Source organism: Candidatus Neomarinimicrobiota bacterium (assembly GCA_036476315.1).
Lineage (GTDB): Bacteria > Fidelibacterota > Marinisomatia > Marinisomatales > S15-B10 > JAZGBI01.
In genome coordinates this window covers 1-20,110 of record JAZGBI010000041.1, presented here as the reverse complement: position 1 = coordinate 20,110, position 20,110 = coordinate 1, and the positions used below count along the sequence as shown (strand labels likewise).

The window sequence follows — 20,110 nt, the reverse complement described above, 5'->3', positions numbered from 1 at the left end:
GGATGCATCCATTCCTGGATTAATCCTCCTCTGGAGTGTTCTAGGACGGGTTAGATGATTACCAGCGGGCGGCGACCCTGAGATCACCGAGATGAACCACGGTATTCGCTGGATAGTCTCCCGTGAGATGCCTGTAACTCTGCTGCAGCAGCTGCACGGCGTAGTCTGGATTGTGCACCCCCAGACTCTTATCGTCCTCAATGAAAACCAGGTTGTATCCCGCTTCACGCATGGCCACTGTAGACGAGTCTACATCACCCAGATAGTGTGCCAGGTCGAAGTCTTCGGCTTGGGCATCGATACCGAATCCAAGGGCTTCGAAACTGTCAACCAGGGCCGACTCAAGAAGTTTCAACAAGCCCTCCACCTCATCCTGAACGCCTTCCACATCTCCGTCACCGTCAAAGTCCTCAAGAGCCATGATGTCAGTGAATTCTGAGATCGAGCCATGGCATCTTTGACACGCCTCCACAGTGGGTTCGAACTTGTGTCCGGTGACAGCAAAGTCTCCAAGTTCGCCATACGGGATCATGTGGACGTGGCAGGTTCGACAGCTATTCTCCACGTAGAGATGCGACGGCTGGGCCCATGTAAAACCGGATTCTGCCACATCATGGTAAGCACTCTTACCAGCCAGCATGTCAGCTTGAGGATTGGCGTGAGGGCCGAAGTGGGCATATCCCTCTTCAATTTGTCCTTCGGCGGCTCTCCGGGCGTGATGGCACTGCATGCACAGTTTTCCCGTTCCTCCGTCGCTTACGATAGGACTCTCGTCGTTTGCGGTTACCAGATAGACATCTTCCACGGTTCTAATCTGATGGTCGTTGGTGGCATTGTGAGGGTCGTGGCAGACGCCGCAGGTGATGGCAGACAGGGACCTTTCCGTCGTATCCGGGCGACTAGCGTCCGGGTAGAAGTCTGTGCCTCCACCATAGAACTCGTCCAGATCGCCGGCAAGGCGGATGGATGCGGCCACACCCTCGTGACAGCCCTGACAGCTGGCATAGAAACCGGCGCCGGCGGATGCTCCAGAGGCAGCGGTCGCTGGATCAAAGTTGTGAGGAGAATTTATCCACTCCTCGTCGTAGGTCGGATTATGAGGTCCCGTATGACAGCTTCCACACATGGAAGCCTCATAGGTAACAGTTATGTTGGCCTTGTCCAGAGTGGAGATATGATCCGATCCCGGTCCGTGACAGTTTTCACACTGGACATTCTCAAACTTCGCAATGGGAGCTTCATCGTAGCCTCCGTCACCCGTGCCCGTACCGGCGGCGTATCCGACTGTGTGACACCCGAAACAGTACGACGCGGCGTGACCGCTCTCCTGAAGCGTCGTCCAAGCATGAGAATGGTTCGTTTCTGTCCACGCATCATAGATGCTGTATCCGGCACCCGATATGTCCGCTTCGCCGTGGCAGGTGGAACATTCCGCATAACCGACATAGTATGGTGTCACAGTGGGCGCGTACATCCCCACACCAATGGCCGCGCTTCCTATACCTATGTACTCTCCATCCGTGGCATGAACAGTCACTGTGTAAGCACCTTCCTCACCCGGTGCTTTCCAAATCACCGTGTCTCCCTCGTCTTCGTCGAAAGTGCCATCGGTGGCATGCCAAAAGAATCTTAGGGTACCCACCTCAAGCTCAGTGGTGACTTCAGCCGTCAGAGTGACGCTGCCGCCCACGGCCACCGAATCGGGACTGGGTATCACTGACACACTCACCATGAGAGTGTCAAAAACCTCTACCTCAACAGTTTCTTTTTCCGGTTCACACCCCATGGAATTCAATCCAATCAGGGCAAGGAACAAAACTCCAAACAGTGAGACTGTAACAGTCTTGAGATGATGCCTCAGCCGTCTCGCGAAGAATTCCACTTCGTAACTCCTCATAATAGAGTATTAATGGATATCTCTGTCTCCTTATCTAATATACATTTTCCACGCTAATAATGCAATGGAAATGTGTGTCATTTGGGGTGTCATTTGTTGTGTCAGAATCCTCCCGTTGACTTTGGACCGGGACTTCGTAAAATTCATGGGTAACTATGACGGAAAAGAAAGGAATTCTTTTTCTGTGCACCGGGAATGCCTGCCGGTCACAAATGGCGGAAGGAATTCTCCGGCATTTGGCATTGGATAGATTTGAAGTGTTCAGTGCCGGAACGCATCCGACTCGGGTCCATCCCATGAGTGTGAAGGTGATGGAAGAATGGGGCATCGATATTTCCCATCATACCTCTGACCATGTGAATGACTACCTGAATCAGAGGCTGGATACAGTCATCACGTTGTGCGATTCCGCAAACGAACGCTGCCCCGTTTTCCCTGACAAGGTTGAACGAATCCACTGGAGCATCCCCGATCCGTTCAGGGGGTGGGGTGAAAATGAAAGATTCCTTGCATTCTATCGAGAGGCACGAGATTTGATCCGAAACCAGATCGATTCATTTCTCAATAGTCGTTGAACCTTTCGTCGTGAGACCTCTCATTATCTCTGTACTGGCGGCCGTTCCCATATGCGCTCAGGTCGTCCTTTCAGAAATCATGTTCGACCTGGAAGCATCCGATAATCCCAACGAGTTCGTGGAATGCTTCAATCTTTCTTCTCATGACACTGTCGATTTGGCTCAGTGGAAAATCGCGGATCTGTGGTCCTCGGACGGCCTGGTGGACGCAGGAAAAGGAACAAGATTGCCCCCTCTCTCATATGTTGTGATTTTCGAAGGCGACTACGACATGGAAGAAGGAATTTATGCGAACCTGGTTCCAGAAACGGCTCTTATTGTGAAAGTGGACGACACCAGTATAGGCAATCAGCTGAGTGGAGAGGATTCCCTGTTTCTCACTGATGAAAATGGGGACACCGTTGACCGCTGTGGCTGGGAAAATATTTCAGCCCCCGGATTCTCCCTGGAGCGTCGCCGTCTGGATCAGCCCGGTGGTACCTCCAATTGGGAAACGAGCCGCGACTCCCTGGGAACGCCGGGCCTCAAGAACAGCGTGACGCCACATCCCATCGATGCCGCTCTCCGTGAAGAAGCTATCACGCACGCCCCCAGATATCCTGATCCCAATGAAGCCGTCGAATTGTATGTGATTGTCTACAATCTGGGGACCGAATCCTTTGGCGGCTCCTTACGGGTGACCGAAAATGGGGAGAGCCTTGCGTTTACCACCGTTGACGATCTGTCTGAGGAAGATTCTGTTACCATTGCTTTGACACTGCCCCCACTTTTGTCCGGGATTCACACGGTGGAAATAGCGGTCCAGGTGCCGGGAGATGGCAATCCCGCCAACAACGCCGCCACATACGAGCTCATCGTCCGCTTCACCGAACGCCTCCTTGTTCTCAACGAAATCCACTACGAACCCGATACAGGAGTTCCCGAATTCATGGAACTGTTCAACCTGGGCGATGTGGAACTGACCCTCGCAAACTGGGCGATTTCTGATAGCGGAAAACGGTCACTGCGGATTTTGCCTGGGGGAACTGTTCCCCCTGGTGGCTACGCCGTGATCAGTGAAGATTCATCCCTCCTCCCCTATCTCCCTCTGGACGGAATTCTGGTGGTACCTGAGAATGGCTTTCCCAGTCTGAACAATGACGGGGATGCCCTATATCTGTTAGGACCAGCAGGTACGGTGATTGACTCACTCACCTATACCTCTTCCTGGGGTGGTGGTCACGGTCGCTCCCTCGAAAAACTGAATCCCGTTCTCGATTCCTGGGCGGAATCGAGCTGGGGAACCTGTGTGGCTCTGGAAAAAATGACTCCCGGTTCGCAGAACAGCATTTTCATCCGCAGTCTTCCCTCGAGCGGTTCCATCAAACTTGAACCAAACCCGTTCTCACCCGATGGCGATGGCTATCAGGACGTCATTCACATCGCTTACAGTCTCCCATTCAGCCAGGCCTATCTCACGGTTCTCATCTTCGACAGCGAGGGAAGAAATGTCCGGACATTGGCGAGAAACCTGGCCACAGGATCGGAGGGGGCGATCTCATGGGATGGATTATCTTACCTGGACAGAAGGGCCAGGATTGGGATCTACGTGGTCAAAATCAGCGCCGTGGATGCTGAAAGCAAGAGGAGCATGGAGTGGGTGAAGACAGCAGTCTTGGCGGAACCCCTCTCGAGATAAAAAGAAAGGGGTAGAACCACTCTACCCCTGAACATGTCATCCTGTTAGATCTCGGTCTACATTCCGAAGGCCAGTCCTGCCCATAGTGACGAAAAACTGCTTTCATCCGGAACCACATCCTTCGCAAAAGTAAGCCTGTAGTTCACAAAGAGATTCAAAGTCAACAGTTTTGCCTGAATACCGGCCTGGAGGTGAAATCCACTTCCGTCAATCTTGTTCTCTTTCAAATAGTCAACCAGATTATCCTCCAGATCATCCGCCTCAAAACTCGCTGTAAGGTTTCCACCCAAAAGTTCTTTCACCATGTCAAGATCTGCCAGGGGGGTTGAACTGTGAAAATTGTATCCTCCCCCCGCATTAATTCTCGCACCTCCCAAAACCGGCACGCCAAAACCTACAACCTTTTTCCTCGCAGTTAGATATGTAGACACTCTCGCCCAGCCAAAGTCGACGGGGGGAAGTTCCGATATGGCATTGTCAAATTCGAACTGGTATTTGTTGAATCCCGTTTCAATGTTTGCCTCAAGATCAATGAATGGCAGTGCATCAACGTAAATGAAGAGGCCTCCGCCCCGGGCTCCATCAAAACCGTTCCGTACGAGCATTATCGGCGCTGTGCCATCGGTCCCCTCAGCCACGGAAATGGGATCGCTCACGTAGTATGCTCCCACACCAAAGAGGGAAAACGCCTTTTCAGTCGGGGCGAGAACAATAAAAACCAGGACCGGTACCAAAAACCTTTTCATCGTATTACCTCCTCTGCTAAGATAGATTTCGCTCCCTGCCTCATATCAATTTAGAACTTTCCGGGAAAAATGGCACAGGAATATTTATTCACACCTCTTTCTGGAACTTCCCTTCCTGAGAGATCGTATCAGAAAAAACTGGAGGAGATAAACGATGAAACCATTGATCACATTATTTCTGAGTTTCCTGTTCATGACGGGTCTTCTCGGACAGGACAAGGAGATCCTCGTCTACAAATATGGCGACTCCCGGGACGATGAAAAAGAAGTGAGAGTAACGAGCGAGATTGAGGACGGCCTCTGCACTCTCGTTATCGTGAAAGACGGGGAGACCAAAAAGATTACCTTCCCTCTGGACAGCCTGGACATTATGAAAGAATTCGGTCACGAATTTGAGATGTTCAGGGAGATGGATGTTCACCGCAAAACCACCTGGCTGGGTGTCCGTGTACAGCGTCTTTCTCCGCAGCTGAGGGACTACTTTGACGTGAAGGCATCCGGCGGAGTACTGGTCAGTGAAGTCGTAGAGGAAAGTCCGGCAGAAAAGGCGGGCTTAAAAGCGGGGGATGTCATCATTTCAGTGGACCGGGAGGAAATTGAAGATACTCAAAATCTGACTGAGGTCATTCGAGACAAGGATGCCGGAGAGGAAGTGAGTATCAGAATTGTCAGAGATGGCCGAAAGAAGAAAGTCGAGGCTTCTCTCGAATCGAGGTCAATGGCCCCACGGGGTGGCATGCGATTTTTCGCAAAAAGACTTGGCGAACATGACCCCCTCGATTTGAAAGAAGATCTTGAAATACTCAGAGAAGAAATGAATACCTTTCGGGAGGAGTTGAAAGAGCTGAGAAAAGAACGGAAGCAGATGGAAAAACCGTAGATCACGGACCCAATTTTTCCCATGGGCATACCCTGTTTCGAGGCGCTGGCCACAGCGCCTTTCTTGTTTCATCCTCGCCAGGCCCCACTCCTCCCGGGAAATCTGCGAAAAGTTGCGGTTCTGTTATAGCCAGTTTGTTGATGGATTTCGATCTCTCCGGTGAACAGAAAGTATTTTTTCCTGTCCTTGTGTTACGATATAAGAAAAGCGCGAAACAAAGCCACGGTCGAGATAATTCCCCACGAGAGTGTGTGGGGTGTTTAAGAAACGAAAGTTTCGGGAGTAGTATTCGGATTGGACAATCACCACAAGATTTCACATGCATACTCTCCTCACAAAAAGGTTTGAATGTGCACAACCTCATTTCTAAATTGATTTTAGTTGGCGACACTTCTCGTGAAGATACTCAGACGATTCCTTGCAGGTTTTTTCTGTACGGCCTCCTTTTTGTTCCCTCAGGAATACACCTGGCCTGTTGACCTGGGAAGAGCCATTTCATCCAATTTCGGCGAGGTGCGTCCCCGCAGATTTCACGCCGGTATCGATGTCAAAACAGAAGGGACCACGGGTCATGAAGTTCGTGCGGCGGACGACGGCTACGTCTGGCGCATCAAGGTTTCTTCATCCGGCTATGGCAGAGTTCTCTACCTTAAACTTGACGACGGTCATACAGCGGTGTACGCCCATCTGGATAAGTTTTTCCCTCTGTTGAACGATATCGTCAAGATTGAACAGGAGCGACAGAATTCTTTCACCATTGAGAAGTATTTCGCCCCCGGCGAACTCCCAGTCAAGAAAGGAGACCTCATCGGGTATTCCGGGGAAAGCGGTCATGCGTTTGGACCTCATCTCCACTTTGAGCTACGCGATTCTGCCCAGCATCCCCTTAATCCTCTGACGTCGGGGTTTTCCGTGCCGGATCGCCGCAAGCCCGTGGCCGAGGCCCTGGCCGTCGTTCCCCTGAGCCGCGACGCCGTTGTCAATGGGAGTCCCCTTCCCCAGATCTTTCCCCTGCGAGTCACCCAAACGGGAGAGTATGAATTCCCTGACACCATACATGTCTTCGGTACCGTGGGCCTCGAAATCTCGGCAAGTGACAAGATTACAGGATTCCCGGGGGTCTTCAACATTCATGGGGCGGCCCTGTCTATTGACGGTATTGAGCAGTACAGAATCGAATTCCTTAAATTCGATTTTCCTCAATCCCATCTGGTTGAAATTGAGCGCGATAATTCATTCCGGCGGCTGAATGACGGAGAGTTCCACCGTCTGTTTGTATTGGCACACAGCGACCAGCTGGAGTTCATCCGGGAGAATTCCCGGGGTCAGCTTAAGCTGGCTCCCGGACACCACCGGGTCTCCATAAGAGTTTTCGATCACTCGAAAAATGTGAGTCGTATCACTGGAACTCTCTACTATGCGCCTCCCATAAGAATCAAGGCGACCGTTCTGGGCGAGACGTCACGGGCACTGACCGTTAAGGTCCAGCCTGACGGAAGTCCTTTTCCCGTGACGGACCTCGTCTGTTACAGCTTTAATGAAAAGGGATACGTTGAACGGAAGGTGGAGCCAATTTCCATAAGACCGGATGCCGTTGGGTTGGTGGTTGACCTGCCAAGGACCGAGACCCGTAACCGGATCCTTCAGTTCATTGGTGTCGACAGATTCGGAGCGGTGAGCCATCCCTTTCATATCCCCGCAGGCATACGACAGACGACGTCAACAGACGCCCAGATCGATTTTTCCACCACCCATCTTGAGAAATCCGTGATCTTACAGGTGGAATCCAGGAGCTACCTCTCAGATCCCCCCGAGGTAGTCCTCAGGACCTCAGCCAGCGAACGACTGCTCAACATGGTACAGATTCGACCCACAACTTTTCTGTCAACTCCCTTGAGCCCTCAGCAGCTGGACAACGTGAGAGATGTCGTCGTCTCAATCCATGGATCACCGACCCGTGAGATCCGATTTCAATTCAGGCCCAGGCTCTCTACCCTACACGGTTCAGCCGCAGTCATCTCGCCTGACGGCCGATGCTCTCTGCAGGCACTTCCCACAACATTCTATGACACCACGGCTTTCTGGATTGAAAGAGTGGTTCAGCCTGTTCCGGTGGACGGGGGACAGATCATGAGTGATACCTACCAGCTTCAACCATTCGACAGACCTCTCATGGACTCAGCCAGAGTCGCCCTCACTCTCTCAAGATCTATTGAAGAGCCGGCCCACATGGGCATATTCTACTATGATCAAAAAAGAGGATGGACGTACCTTCCTTCCCGCTTCTCGGACAAGAAGCGAATGTTTTATTGTTCAGTATACAGTCTGGAAGCCGTTGCCATTCTTCAAGATACCGTCAAGCCGATCATCAGGGACATATTCCCCGGCCACGGAGGAAAGTACGACTTTCAAGACGTGAAAAGGGTTTCTGCCAGGATTGAAGACAAGCTGGCGGGTATAAAGGGGGAAGGCTCCATAAAGATGCACCTCGACGGAAGGCGTCTACTTTTCGAATACATGCCTGTCAAGAAGAGCGTACGTTATCCATTGGACGAACCGCTGGAGTCGGGAAAACACACGCTATCAGTCACGGCTGTCGATCAGGTTGGGAATCTATCCTCCAAAACGGTTGAATTCTTTGTGAACTAGTCGGAATGCTGATCCCCCTTAGAGACGAGAATCCCCGCGTCATCGTTCCTTATGTTACGTTTGCCATTATCGCTCTGAACGTTTTGGCATTCCTTTTTCAGCTGGGTCTGGGGTTTGATGCAGTTTCCCGGTACCAGTTGACCTTATCCTACGGATTGATACCCGCCACTTTTTCGAATGTGAGCGAGGAGGAGATCGTACGGGCTCACGAACAGCATCTTTCCAAGATAGTCAAACAACGGGTTCAACTCAACGCCAGGCCCCGCTCCCCTCTGATCACATTATTTACGTCTATGTTCATGCATGGAGGTATCATGCATCTGGTCTGGAACATGTGGTCTCTCTGGATTTTCGGAGACAACGTGGAAGGTGTCCTTGGTCATCGGCGATACGCTCTCTTTTATCTTTTAAGTGGAGTGGCAGCCGGTCTGACTCAGGTCATGATTGACATGACCTCTATCTTACCGATGGTCGGCGCAAGCGGTGCCATTGCCGGCGTATTGGGCGCCTACATGATTACGTTCCCCCGGGCCAAAGTAATCGCCTGGTGGCCGTTCTTTCTCTGGTTCGGTCCAACTATGAGTCTGCCGGCCGTCTATTATCTGGGATTCTGGTTTCTAATTCAGTTGACCAACGGCTTCACTATGATAGGTTTCAACACGACAGGAGGCGTTGCCTGGTTTGCCCACATTGGCGGGTTTGCGGCCGGTGTTATCCTTGTCCGGCTCCTGAGAATGATTACCTTTGAGAAAGCATGATGGACCCACTCTTAGAGGCCGCCATTGATGCCCGGGGTAAGGCTCACGCTCCTTATTCAAACTACAAAGTGGGAGCAGCGGTGGAGACTGAGGATGGAGAGGTCGTGCCTGGTTGCAACGTGGAATCGAGCAGTTTCGGTCTCACCGTATGTGCAGAACGCGTGGCTCTCGGAGCCGCAGTCGCCAGGGGTCATAATTCATTCAAATCCATGGCCATAGTTTCCAGGGACGGTGCGACCCCATGCGGTGCATGCCGCCAGATCATCTGGGACTTGTGTGGGAACCTCCCCATAACCCTGATCGATGAGGATGGAAAGCGGGAAACTGTCATGAGCGGAGATTTGCTCCCAAAACCGTTTGATCATCGAAACCTGGCAGCGGTTGACCGCCCGATTGAAGATCCTTCAGGTAATTCATGACATCGCGCATCCTCATCGGAATTGGTGGAGGCACCGGTGCGGGAAAAACTTCGGTGGCAAAAAACATCCGTGAGGAAGTGGGAAAGGGCAAGGTTGTCATTATTCAACAGGACGCCTACTACCGCGACCTCGCCCATATTCCTCTTGACGAGCGTGCCCGTGCAAACTTCGATCATCCGGATGCTGTTGATTTTGATCTTCTAAGAAGGCAGATGACCGAGCTTCTGAATGGAAATCCCATAGAGGCACCGATCTATGATTTCTCAACTCACTCGCGACGCGAAGAAGCGGGGAGAATCAAACCCCATCCTGCCATTGTGGTTGAAGGAATAACGGTACTTTTCGATGGGCCCCTTCGCAAAATGATGGATATCAGAATCTACGTGGAAACGGATGATGACATCCGGTTCATACGGCGCCTCACACGGGACATCAAAGACCGGGGACGGACCTACATCGACGTCATCCGGCAGTATCTAGATACGGTCAAACCCATGCATGAACAGTTTGTGGAACCCACAAAGAAGTATGCCGATATTATCATCCCGGAGGGGGGAGATAACCGTGTGGCAATCGACTTGATTCAGACAAAAATCCGATCACTGCTTCTGAGTTAGGACGATAATACAAATGATTGCACTCACCCCAAAAGAAATGGGCTGGATTGAAGTCATATGCGGCAGTATGTTCAGTGGAAAGACAGAGGAACTTATCCGCCGACTCCGCAGGGCCCAAATCGCCCGGCAACAGGTCTCCATTTTCAAACCGAAGATTGATTCCCGGTTCAGCTCAGACTATATTGTCTCGCACTCTAAACTGAAAATGGAATCCCAGCTGGTGGAGAATTCCAGTAAAATTCTTGAGAAGGCAGAGGATTCGCAGGTGGTAGGAATCGATGAAGCACAATTTTTCGAGCCGGCGCTGGTGGAGGTCTGCAGGGAACTGGCGAGCCAGGAAAAACGGGTTATCGTGGCGGGTTTGGATAAAGATTTCCGCGGGGAACCGTTTGGATCCATTCCCACCCTCTTGAGCGAGGCCGAATATATCACAAAGACGCTTGCCATCTGTGTCATCTGTGGCAATCCTGCAAACTACACGCAACGACTAAGTCAGGATGTGGATCAGATCATCATCGGCGAGATGGATATTTACGAGGCGCGGTGCAGGAGCTGTTTTGAACCCCCTGCAATGAGTTAGGAAATAAGCCAGTTGCAGAGATTTACAGGCCTGCTGGGAATTGCCGTTATCCTGGGTATCGCGTATCTCCTATCGAATAACCGGAAGGCGATAAACATTAGAATTGTCCTGTGGGGTCTGGGACTTCAATGGTTTTTCGCCATTTTCATCCTGGCGACACCCGTGGGAAAGCCGCTTTTCTTTTTTTTCGACAGAGTTATCCGAAAGCTGCTTCAGTTTTCCGATGAAGGAGCCAAGTTTGTTTTCAACAATCTTGCCGTGGGGCCGGGGTCCGAGGAATCTCTGGGATTCTTTTTCGCATTCCAGGTGCTTCCCACTATCATCTTCTTTTCCTCATTTATGGTGATTCTCTACCACTTCGGTTTCATGCAGGTTATGGTCAGACTGATTTCCAGGGGGATGCAGAAGACCATGGGAACCAGCGGTTCAGAGACCCTTTCCTGTTCCAGCAACATTTTCGTGGGGCAGACGGAAGCGCCTCTTGTGATACGGCCATTCCTTGAAAGCATGACCCGAAGTGAACTCACCGCCATCATGACAGGAGGATTTGCCACCATCGCAGGTGGTGTCCTGGCTGTTTATGTCAAATGGCTTGCAGACGTGCCAAACATAGCGGGACATCTCATGGCGGCATCCGTCATGAGCGCTCCCGCCGCCCTGGTGATGGCCAAAATCGTATACCCGGAAACGGAGGAGTCACCCACAAAAGGTGACCTGAGAATGGACGTTAAAAAGCTCGATGACAACGTCATGGAAGCCGTGGCCCGGGGAGCGACGGATGGAATGCGCCTCGCGGCAAACGTAGCAGCCATGCTCATTGCCATCGTTGCTCTCGTTGCGGCGTTGAACTACCTGTTAGGCCTTGTGGACCTGAGTTTTCAGCAAATTCTCGGCTGGGTTTTTTCTCCCCTTGCGTTCTGCATGGGTGTCCCCTTGGGAGACATATTTGCCATTGGCTCACTGATGGGAGAAAAGATAGTACTCACGGAACTGATTGCATTCGGACACCTTCAGGAGATGAGCGGACAATTGAATCCTAAGTCTATCATCATAGCTTCATATGCCCTTTGTGGCTTTGCCAATTTTGCCTCAATCGGTATCCAGATTGGAGGTATCGGAGCCCTGGCACCCGACAGAAGAAAGGATCTTGCCAAGGTTGCATTAAAGGCCATGACTGCCGGGGCGCTGGCTTCATGGCTGACAGCCACAATTGCGGGTATGTTGCTCTGATCGCTGAGCGGAAGATGCGACTGGTTCTGTTGGGACCTCCTGGAATTGGCAAAGGAACACAGGCAGGAATTCTTGCGGGAGAGTACGGCATTCTTCACCTTTCCACAGGAGATATCCTTCGAAGTGAGATCGATCGGAAGACAGCTCTGGGAATCCTGGCAAAACCCTATATAGACAAGGGAAGGCTGGTTCCCGATGAAACCATGCTCGATTTGATGACGAGACGGCTGGAACAAAAGGATGTGCTTGACGGATATATACTTGACGGTTTTCCCAGGACCCTCCCCCAGGGGACCGGTTTGCAGCAAATTCTTGGAAAACTCAGTCAAGAGCTCACCTCGGTTCTTGCACTGGAGGGGGATATGGAAACTATCGTTGAGAGACTTTCGGGCCGCCGCACATGCCGCAACTGCGGCACCATCGCCCATGTCATCCATCATCCTCCCAAAATAGATGGGGTGTGTGATCGTTGTGGAGGAGAGCTTTATCAAAGGGATGATGACAGGCCGGACGTGATCAGGGAAAGAATTGAGGTATACCAACGGCAGACCGAGCCGTTGATGGAGTATTACTCGAAAAATTCGCTCCTGAAAAAAATCAGTGGAAAAGGAACTGTCGAAGAGATAACCGACAATATTATCCGCGTAATTCCAAAATGATTTTGGGGAGTTAGGATGTTGCGCATAGGAATCACGGGTGGCATTGGAAGTGGAAAGGACGTGGTTTCCAAAAGGATGGGAGAACTGGGCGCCTATGTTCTTGATGCTGATTATGAGGCGAAAAGAATTCTCCGGGAGAACGAGAAAGTCCAGGAAGACCTGATCCAGGAATTCGGTACCGACATTCTCAATCCTGATGGAACCATCAGTGAAAAAAAACTCGCCATAAAAGGCTTCGCAAATGAAGAAACCCAGGCCATTCTCAATGCCATTATTCACCCGTATGTCTTTGACGAAATCGATGCCCGATATGAAGCCGAAAACAAAAAAAAGGAAGCACCCGTTTTCGTGGTCAATGCGGCCCTCATCTATGAATCGGGACTCGACCAGCACCTGGACTATGTCGTTGTCGTCACAGCCCAGTATGGTCTCCGAATGCAAAGGGCTCTTAAAAGAGGCAAACTGACCCGGGAACAAATCCAGAAGCGGATGGATCTCCAGCTGCCCGAAGAATCGAAAGTGAAGATGGCCGATTTCGTTCTGGATAATGACGGTACGGAAGAAGATCTCATGAACCAGATTGACGTGACATACAATGAGTTTGTTTAACAGCAGACATACGATCAGGCTCGTTATCTAGGACCTGCGCTCCCCCGGAGTTTTCATGTCTATACCCAGACGCTTTGGCACTTTCCAGGGTGTGTTCACTCCCACCATTCTCACTATCCTGGGGGTTATCATGTACCTGAGGCTCGGGTGGGTGGTGGGTAATGCAGGTCTGGCAGGGGCCGTGATCATTATCCTTATGGCGAAACTGGTTACCATCACCACCGGGTTGGCCATGTCCTCCATGACCACCAATATTAAGATCGGTGCGGGTGGCTCTTATTCCATCATTTCACGGTCTCTGGGACTGGAGATCGGCGGTGCGGTGGGCATTCCTCTCTACTTTTCCCTGACCCTGGGAGCGGCCATGTATATCGTGGGATTCGCCGAAGGATGGCTCACCATTTTCCCAGAGCACGATCCAATGCTGGTAAAGACTGCTGTTCTGGTGATTTTGCTGATTGTCTCTTATATCGGCGCCCAGGTGGCCCTGAAGATACACTATATTGTTCTTGCCGTCATCGCGGCCTCCCTCGTATCCCTGCTGTTGGGGCAGGGCGACGGCAATCCCCAAGTTGTCATGTGGGGCAAATTCGAAGAAGCGCCTTTTTGGATGGTATTCGCCGTTTTCTTTCCCGCAGTGACCGGCATAGAGGCTGGCGCGGCCATGTCCGGCGATCTGATTAATCCCAAACGGAGTCTTCCTATCGGTATCCTCACCGCGATCGGCATATCCCTCGTCGTTTATGTTGGTCTGGCCGTCTGGTACGACCGGTTCGTTGAACGGGAGATGCTGCTCACGAACTACACCGTCATGATCGATGTGGCAAGGTGGCGCTATGTGGTCATTGGGGGACTGCTGGGAGCATCACTTTCCTCAGCTCTCGGAAGCATCGTGGGCGGCCCAAGAACTCTCATGGCCTTGGGCCAGAACAAAGTCGTCCCCTTTGCCAAATACTTCGCTCGTCGCACGGAAAAAGGTGAGCCTCGAATCTCTATTGTGTTCACTGCCGCAGTCATTATGGTGAGCTTGGTCCTGGGCGAACTCAATACGATAGCGCCACTCTTGACCATGTTCTTCCTCATTACCTACGGCACTATCAATGCCGCCGTCTTTATTGAAAAAAAGATCGGCATTCCTTCCTACCGCCCCAGTTTTGACATTCCTCTGCTGATCCCCTTTATAGGGGCGGTCTGGAGTTTTGTGGCCATGTTTCTCATCAATCCTGTCTTCGCCGCAGTTTCAATGGTCGTCATCGCCTTCGTCTATGTCTGGCAGGTCCGGCTGGGACATACCGCCCCCTGGGGTGACGTCCGGGCCGGAATCTTTACCGCCATCGCCGAGTGGGCCGTGCGGATGGAATCCCTGATGCCCTACACGGCAAAAACCTGGAAGCCCAATCTGATGGTTCCTGTAGAAGATCCCCAATACTGGAAAAAGAGGATGAATTTCATCCGGGATATTGTCTTCCCAAGGGGAAGTGTCCGTGTGCTCAGCGTGAAAATCCATACCCGTGGAGTGAAGGCTCGAGTCAACGAGATGGTCAGCCTTCTGTTCGGGGGGGAGAAGGAAAAACCGCCATCGATTCCCGTTGAAGAGGTGGAAGAAGACCTCACAAAACTGGTTCAGCCGTTAAAAGAAGAAGGTATTCTGGCTGCCACAACGGTGATCGATGCCAATCACTTTCTGGAAGGAGTCAGTATCGTAACTCAAGCACTCAGGGACATGCCACTACCGCCCAATGTGATGTTTCTGTCCATGAGTGCCGACCCTGAAAAGGACGAAGACCTGAAACAACTCATTTCCATCGCTGTTCGGGAGGAACTGGGAATCATCGTGCTCAGCAGACATTCAGAAAAGGGGTTCGGTGACGAAAAAACAGTTAACCTCTGGCTGCGGGGCGGCAGTCCCAACCGCAACCTTTCACTTCTTACGGCCCTTCAACTGGAAAGGAACTGGAACGGTCAGCTGCGATTAATCCGGGCGGTGGATTCCCCCGAAAAGATCAAGAAAGCCAGAGTGGGACTCAGGCAGATTGCTCACCGGGGCAGACTGCCAGTTGATGTGCAACAACTCGTTCTTGATGGGAACTTCGGCGAAATCCTCTCCCGGGCTCCTGAAGCCGATCTGAACATGTTCGGGATGTCATCCGATCTCAATATCGACGATATTCACACCCTGGCCCAAATCTGTGACACTGCATGCCTTTTCATACGGGATTCAGGACAGGAGAGTGCACTCGTCTGACCCAGTCTTATCGGGCGCGTGGACTGAAGCGATGGATGGACCGAGGAGGTCCCAGAATCTCTCTGATAACGATGAAATCTCTCAGACTTTCAGGATTATAGATCAAATCACCGTACGGGCCTCCCGGGATACTCTCCTTCTTTCCCGGCGCCGTCCGCTGTAACTCTCCAACGGCGGGCTCCGGGGACGGGGGTTCTTCCTCTGGAATCAGATGGGCTACTTCTTCCTCCGGTTCCATAGGAGGAATCTCAGGAGCCGGAGGAGGTTCCATTTCCTCTTCTTCAAGATCCAATAACCCGAGCTCTCTGAACCATTCAGGCAATCCTTTCTCTCCCTTTTCCTCCTCACCCTCAGCCGGGTGAGGAACCGGTTCTCTGGCCTGTCTTGGTTTCCGGCCGCGAATCCTTCTCCTCACCCATTGGGAGATGAGGTAAATGACAATCAGTATGATCCAGTAGTTAAAATCCATTCTTGCTTACCGTTTTTTGCCACTTTCCGAACCTTCCGAACCTTCCGAACCTTCTTTCTTCCCGCCGCGTGATATGGACTCCCTCATTCCTGTATCCGCCTGAATATTCTTCATGCTGTAGTAGTCCATGATACCCAGATTCCCTTCACGGAATGCTTGGGCCATCGCTTTGGGAACTTCTGCCTCCGCTTCTACCACCTTTGCTCTCATTTCCGCCACCCTGGCAATCATTTCCTGTTCCGTTGCCACGGCCATCGCCCGGCGGGTCTCCGCACGGGCCTGCGCGACCTGGAGGTCGGCTTCTGCCTGATCAGCCTGTAAATGGGCACCCACGTTTCTCCCCACGTCCACATCGGCAATATCAATACTCAGGATCTCATATGCCGTTCCTGCATCCAGACCTTTGGCCAGGACCTTCTTCGAGATGGAATCGGGGTTTTCCAGCACATTCTTGTAGGAATCTGATGAACCGATAGCACTTACAATCCCTTCTCCAACCCTGGCGATAACGGTTTCGTCGGTGGCCCCTCCCACCAGACCCGGGATATTGGTCCGCACCGTTACGCGAGCCCTGGCTTTCACTTCGACGCCGTCTTTGGCAACGGCCGCCAGAGTCCCGTCCTTTGGAGCGTCGATCACTTTCGGGTAGACGGATGTCTGAACCGCTTCTTTTACATCCCGCCCAGCCAGGTCAATGGCAGTGGCAGTAGTAAAGTTGAGGGGAATCTTTGCCTTGTCAGCGGCGATAAGGGACAGCGCCACATGGGGTACGTTACCTCCCGCCAGAAAATGAGTCTCCATCATACCTGTTGAGATGTCTTCAAGACCCGCTTTGTGAAGATTTATGATGCCGTCCACAATGGTTCGAGGGGGAATTCTCCTCAATCTCATGCGTATGAGATCAACGATCGTAATCCGACCGAGACCAAGCGATACAACGGCTTGTATCCACAATCCAAGTGGCACGTAGTAAAGAATCAACAGGAGTACAACGGCGACAAGTATGAGTAGAATCAGTGTAAATACGGATACAAACATCTTATCCTCCTTCTAATTGTGATTGTTCTTCCGACGAACTTGTCTTTCGCACTACCACACGATTTCCGTCTACAGTCAAGATTCTCACGGATCCGCCATTTGAGATAAACTCGCCCTCGCTCACGACAAAAATCTTCTGGTTGCCTACAGTCACCCAGCCTGAAGGCCTGAGATCGGTCACCGCAACCCCTCTCTCCCCACGTAGATCCTCAAGTCCGATGGATGTGTTGTAACCCTCCGAACTCCTTTCACTGATGGGCAAGGTTATCTTCTGCCAAAACTTGGTCCGGATCAGGACTCTACCCATAAGAATAAGGCCGATCATCCCACCCACAACACCGATAGCCAATCCCCGGAGGGCATTTCGATAATCAAGATAGAAAGGATGGGCAGGCAACAGGATCATGAAAAAGCCGGCAAGGATGACAGCACCCCCCAGGATTCCAATGAGTCCAAATCCCGGAATCAAGAAAATCTCAACAAGAACGAGCGCAACTCCAACGAGAATGATGAGGAGTTCCGTAAGCTCTGCCAGATCCGTAAAGAGTGTCGCCCCGAAAAAAAGAGACAGACAGACGATTCCGATGGTACCGGGAATTCCCCAACCAGGAGATTGAAGCTCAAAAAGGAGCCCCAGAAAACCGAGTGTCATAAGAAGGGAACTCACCATCGGGTCAGTGAGAAAGCGAACGAGTTTTTCTGACCAATTCACACGGAGATCGATTACTCTGGCATCTTCAAGTTCAAGCCACTCGAGGATTTCCGCAAACGTCTCAAAAGTCTCATCAGCCATTTTGTACTTAAGAGCCTTTTCCGTGCTGAGGGTGACGAGTTTTCCTTCCTTCGACCCGTGTAGATCATCCGCTACGATAGTGTCGCCATTGACGACAACTGTTTCAAATGCAATCTCTTCATCCACCATGGCCTGAGCAATCAATGGACTTCGTCCCCGGATTTCCGCAGTGGAAGCCATCTCTTCCCTCATGTAGGAAATCACCTTCTCACTCGCCTTCTTTCCCGATAGATCCACAGCAGTTACCGCTCCCAGGGTACCTCCTCCCGTCATGACCACCTTTTCGCAGGAAAGTGAAATGAGCGCGCCCGCGGAAATAGCCCTTCGATTGACGAACGCCACGGTGGGTACAGTGCAGCTGAGGATCGCATCTTTGATCTTTGTTGCTCCGTCCACCCGGCCGCCGAACGTGTCGACGTCGAAAATGAGAGCGGAAGCACTCTCCTTCTCCGCCTCATCAATAGCTCTTTGCACGAAGGAAGGTAACCCCAGGTCGATCACATCGTGTATGGGGACGCGATAGACAGTTTGGGATGAGACGAGAGAGGAGACCGTAAGAAGGAAAATGAGAACGGGGAGCCGCAAGTACATGGCGGTCACGAGTTTACTCCGGGGGGTTACAAAAGTCAACGCTTTCCCTTCAAGAGAAGCATGTAGAATCTCTTGGCGATTGTCCAATCTGTACATTGCCATGGGACTTTCGTCCCATACACTACCCGTTCCCCCTACTTTCTCGCTGTGGGATTATCTACACTGTGGTTTTGTCTCGTACTTTTTCCCGATTTGGTCGGGATACAGGAAAAAAGCACCGGGTATTCACTGAATAAATTGAAACCCATCAACAAACCGGCTATGATAAAGTCACAAATCGTTACATGCCTCTCTTCTGAGGCCGGGGAGCTCCGGAGGGGGAAAATGGCTTGATTCCTCATGTCTGATCCAGATAAATTGTGCCCACGGGAACGTGTGACACGTGTCACCAAAGGAAAAACTGACCTACCTATTCTTGCGCGCGTTAACGGCTTTTCTTTCGCGCCTTCCGCCTCACTCCGCCGCCACCGTCGGCAGCCGCGTCGGGTCATTCGCATTTCATCATTTGCCGAGGCGAAAAATGGAGGCTCGCTATCATCTGAGGATGGCTTTCCCCAATAGACCCGAAACCTTCTATTCCAACATTCTGAAGAGAGTGTACACCCATTTCGGCCAGGTCTTCGTTGACGCTCTCAGGATCGAACGGGTGAATACACGAAGAGTCGTATCAGTGAATAACCGCAGTTGTCTTGACAACGCCCTCGCCAAGGGCAAAGGTGTTGTGCTCGTCTCGGGACATCTTGGCAACTGGGAAATGATTCCGGTATGGTTTGCCCAGAACGGATATGAACTTCATGTTGTCGTCAGAAAGCAGAAAAACAAAGGGGCCGACAGATTCTTCCTGAAGCTGCGTCAGAGGATCGGTACAACTCCTCTTTACGTCAAAACACCTCCACGGCACCTTATCAGCATTCTCCGGAAGGGCGGCATCGTGGGATTGGCGATTGACCAAGATGCCCGGCGGAGGGGAATTTTTGTCGATTTTTTCGGGATTCCCACCTCCACATCCAAGGGTCCGGCTGTCTTTCACCTAAAGACACAGTCGCCCATCATTATGGCTGTCTGTTCCCGCAATAGAAATGGCACCTACCAAATGAAATTTGACAGAATCCCCACGAGTGTAAAAGATGGAGACGCGGTAACCGCCATCATCCAACGGGTGACTTCACACCTTGAGAATGAAATAAGAAAGAATCCGGAACAGTACTTCTGGTATCACAGAAGGTGGAAGACAAAACCTGCACTATCGGAGTAGATGAAATGTCCACAGCGACCAGGTTCCCGCATGGATCTGAAGCCTGCCTGAAGCAGGCGCAGGCGGTGATCCTTGAGGGAGGGATTCTCATTTATCCCACTGATACCCTCTACGGATTTGGAGTGGACCCCCGGAACAATTCTGCCCTTGAGAGGTTGAGTAGGCTGAAAGGACGTGGAGGTCCCTGGAGCATAGCGGTTCCTGACGAAGCGATGCTAAGGCAATATGGGGAAGTCTCTCACGAAAGCTGGAAATTCATAGAGTCGCATCTTCCTGGAAAAGTGACCTTTGTTCTGAGGGCGAAACAGTCGGATCTTTCGCCCTATGTCCTGGCCAAGAACAATACGGTTGGGATGCGAATTCCTCATCACCCTTTTCCCGTCAAGTTAACGGCGGAACTCCGATTCCCAATTACGTCAACC

Annotated in this window: 19 protein-coding genes; 14 read left to right on the top strand and 5 right to left on the bottom strand. The window is 51.6% G+C overall.

The window, feature by feature from the left end; all coding sequences use genetic code 11:
- Window positions 1-58 precede the first annotated feature (58 nt).
- Window positions 59-1,897: an ammonia-forming cytochrome c nitrite reductase subunit c552 gene (locus V3U24_04310; GenBank protein MEE9166672.1), complete on the bottom strand. Its 1,839-nt coding sequence runs from the start codon at window positions 1,895-1,897 to the stop codon at window positions 59-61.
- A gap of 155 nt (window positions 1,898-2,052) precedes the next feature.
- Here V3U24_04310 and V3U24_04305 point away from each other — a divergent pair, with 155 nt between their 5' ends.
- Together V3U24_04305 and V3U24_04300 are read left to right on the top strand one after the other, a co-directional pair.
- Complete coding sequence (locus V3U24_04305) at window positions 2,053-2,472, top strand: arsenate reductase ArsC (GenBank protein MEE9166671.1); 420 nt, start codon at window positions 2,053-2,055, stop codon at window positions 2,470-2,472.
- A 10-nt stretch (window positions 2,473-2,482) separates the two neighbouring features.
- The gene (locus V3U24_04300) at window positions 2,483-4,150 is read left to right on the top strand and encodes a lamin tail domain-containing protein (GenBank protein ID MEE9166670.1); all 1,668 of its coding nucleotides are present in this window, start codon (window positions 2,483-2,485) and stop codon (window positions 4,148-4,150) included.
- Window positions 4,151-4,206: 56 nt separating this feature from the next.
- On the opposite strand, the gene V3U24_04295 is transcribed toward V3U24_04300, so the two are convergent.
- Window positions 4,207-4,896, bottom strand: coding sequence for a hypothetical protein (locus V3U24_04295; protein MEE9166669.1), 690 nt, complete (start codon window positions 4,894-4,896; stop codon window positions 4,207-4,209).
- 154 nt (window positions 4,897-5,050) lie between these two features.
- Between V3U24_04295 and V3U24_04290 the strand changes: the two genes are divergently transcribed.
- From V3U24_04290 to V3U24_04245, 10 genes are all read left to right on the top strand, one after another.
- A complete protein-coding gene (locus tag V3U24_04290) occupies window positions 5,051-5,776 on the top strand; it encodes a PDZ domain-containing protein (GenBank protein ID MEE9166668.1) in 726 nt (241 codons plus the stop codon).
- Between the two features lie 396 nt (window positions 5,777-6,172).
- Window positions 6,173-8,425, top strand: coding sequence for a M23 family metallopeptidase (locus V3U24_04285; GenBank protein ID MEE9166667.1), 2,253 nt, complete (start codon window positions 6,173-6,175; stop codon window positions 8,423-8,425).
- A 5-nt stretch (window positions 8,426-8,430) separates the two neighbouring features.
- Entirely contained in the window at window positions 8,431-9,183 is a 753-nt protein-coding gene (locus V3U24_04280) for a rhomboid family intramembrane serine protease (GenBank protein ID MEE9166666.1), read from the top strand.
- Entirely contained in the window at window positions 9,180-9,602 is a 423-nt protein-coding gene (gene cdd / locus V3U24_04275) for a cytidine deaminase (GenBank protein MEE9166665.1), read from the top strand. Before V3U24_04280 ends, cdd begins: the two co-directional genes overlap by 4 nt.
- Complete coding sequence (gene udk, locus V3U24_04270; protein ID MEE9166664.1) at window positions 9,599-10,219, top strand: uridine kinase; 621 nt, start codon at window positions 9,599-9,601, stop codon at window positions 10,217-10,219. The genes cdd and udk overlap by 4 nt, the downstream gene beginning before the upstream one ends.
- A 13-nt stretch (window positions 10,220-10,232) precedes the next feature.
- Window positions 10,233-10,799, top strand: a complete 567-nt coding sequence (locus tag V3U24_04265; protein ID MEE9166663.1) for a thymidine kinase — start codon at window positions 10,233-10,235, stop codon at window positions 10,797-10,799.
- 12 nt (window positions 10,800-10,811) lie between these two features.
- The gene (locus V3U24_04260; protein MEE9166662.1) at window positions 10,812-12,029 is read left to right on the top strand and encodes a nucleoside transporter C-terminal domain-containing protein; all 1,218 of its coding nucleotides are present in this window, start codon (window positions 10,812-10,814) and stop codon (window positions 12,027-12,029) included.
- Window positions 11,993-12,688 (top strand): adenylate kinase, encoded by a 696-nt coding sequence (locus V3U24_04255; protein MEE9166661.1) that lies wholly within the window; start codon window positions 11,993-11,995, stop codon window positions 12,686-12,688. The genes V3U24_04260 and V3U24_04255 overlap by 37 nt, the downstream gene beginning before the upstream one ends.
- A 15-nt stretch (window positions 12,689-12,703) precedes the next feature.
- On the top strand, window positions 12,704-13,297 hold the full coding sequence (gene coaE, locus V3U24_04250; protein MEE9166660.1) for a dephospho-CoA kinase: 594 nt from the start codon (window positions 12,704-12,706) through the stop codon (window positions 13,295-13,297).
- A gap of 55 nt (window positions 13,298-13,352) precedes the next feature.
- Window positions 13,353-15,542, top strand: coding sequence for an amino acid permease (locus V3U24_04245; protein MEE9166659.1), 2,190 nt, complete (start codon window positions 13,353-13,355; stop codon window positions 15,540-15,542).
- Window positions 15,543-15,549: 7 nt separating this feature from the next.
- Here the strand turns inward: V3U24_04245 and V3U24_04240 are convergent, their stop codons facing one another.
- From V3U24_04240 to V3U24_04230, 3 genes are read right to left on the bottom strand one after another with little or no spacing between them, the layout of a single operon-like run.
- Entirely contained in the window at window positions 15,550-16,011 is a 462-nt protein-coding gene (locus tag V3U24_04240) for a hypothetical protein (GenBank protein ID MEE9166658.1), read from the bottom strand.
- A 6-nt stretch (window positions 16,012-16,017) separates the two neighbouring features.
- Entirely contained in the window at window positions 16,018-17,049 is a 1,032-nt protein-coding gene (gene floA, locus V3U24_04235) for a flotillin-like protein FloA (GenBank protein ID MEE9166657.1), read from the bottom strand.
- Between the two features lies 1 nt (window position 17,050).
- Entirely contained in the window at window positions 17,051-18,535 is a 1,485-nt protein-coding gene (locus tag V3U24_04230) for an NfeD family protein (GenBank protein MEE9166656.1), read from the bottom strand.
- A 280-nt stretch (window positions 18,536-18,815) separates the two neighbouring features.
- Between V3U24_04230 and V3U24_04225 the strand changes: the two genes are divergently transcribed.
- Both V3U24_04225 and V3U24_04220 read left to right on the top strand, forming a co-directional pair.
- Window positions 18,816-19,688: a lysophospholipid acyltransferase family protein gene (locus tag V3U24_04225; protein ID MEE9166655.1), complete on the top strand. Its 873-nt coding sequence runs from the start codon at window positions 18,816-18,818 to the stop codon at window positions 19,686-19,688.
- Window positions 19,689-19,693: 5 nt separating this feature from the next.
- A partial coding sequence (locus V3U24_04220) for a Sua5/YciO/YrdC/YwlC family protein (protein ID MEE9166654.1) occupies window positions 19,694-20,110 on the top strand: 417 nt, incomplete at its 3' end.

What these genes read in the sequence shown, in the direction of transcription:
- V3U24_04280 (MEE9166666.1), top strand. Translation starts at nt 8,431, where the DNA reads ATGCTGATCCCCCTTAGAGACGAGAATCCCCGCGTCATCGTTCCTTAT.
- V3U24_04265 (MEE9166663.1), top strand. Translation starts at nt 10,233, where the DNA reads ATGATTGCACTCACCCCAAAAGAAATGGGCTGGATTGAAGTCATATGC.
- udk (MEE9166664.1), top strand. Translation starts at nt 9,599, where the DNA reads ATGACATCGCGCATCCTCATCGGAATTGGTGGAGGCACCGGTGCGGGA.
- V3U24_04245 (MEE9166659.1), top strand. Translation starts at nt 13,353, where the DNA reads ATGTCTATACCCAGACGCTTTGGCACTTTCCAGGGTGTGTTCACTCCC.
- V3U24_04295 (MEE9166669.1), bottom strand. Translation starts at nt 4,896, where the DNA reads ATGAAAAGGTTTTTGGTACCGGTCCTGGTTTTTATTGTTCTCGCCCCG.
- coaE (MEE9166660.1), top strand. Translation starts at nt 12,704, where the DNA reads ATGTTGCGCATAGGAATCACGGGTGGCATTGGAAGTGGAAAGGACGTG.
- V3U24_04310 (MEE9166672.1), bottom strand. Translation starts at nt 1,897, where the DNA reads ATGAGGAGTTACGAAGTGGAATTCTTCGCGAGACGGCTGAGGCATCAT.
- floA (MEE9166657.1), bottom strand. Translation starts at nt 17,049, where the DNA reads ATGTTTGTATCCGTATTTACACTGATTCTACTCATACTTGTCGCCGTT.
- V3U24_04290 (MEE9166668.1), top strand. Translation starts at nt 5,051, where the DNA reads ATGAAACCATTGATCACATTATTTCTGAGTTTCCTGTTCATGACGGGT.
- cdd (MEE9166665.1), top strand. Translation starts at nt 9,180, where the DNA reads ATGATGGACCCACTCTTAGAGGCCGCCATTGATGCCCGGGGTAAGGCT.
- V3U24_04255 (MEE9166661.1), top strand. Translation starts at nt 11,993, where the DNA reads ATGGCTGACAGCCACAATTGCGGGTATGTTGCTCTGATCGCTGAGCGG.
- V3U24_04305 (MEE9166671.1), top strand. Translation starts at nt 2,053, where the DNA reads ATGACGGAAAAGAAAGGAATTCTTTTTCTGTGCACCGGGAATGCCTGC.
- V3U24_04240 (MEE9166658.1), bottom strand. Translation starts at nt 16,011, where the DNA reads ATGGATTTTAACTACTGGATCATACTGATTGTCATTTACCTCATCTCC.
- V3U24_04230 (MEE9166656.1), bottom strand. Translation starts at nt 18,535, where the DNA reads ATGGCAATGTACAGATTGGACAATCGCCAAGAGATTCTACATGCTTCT.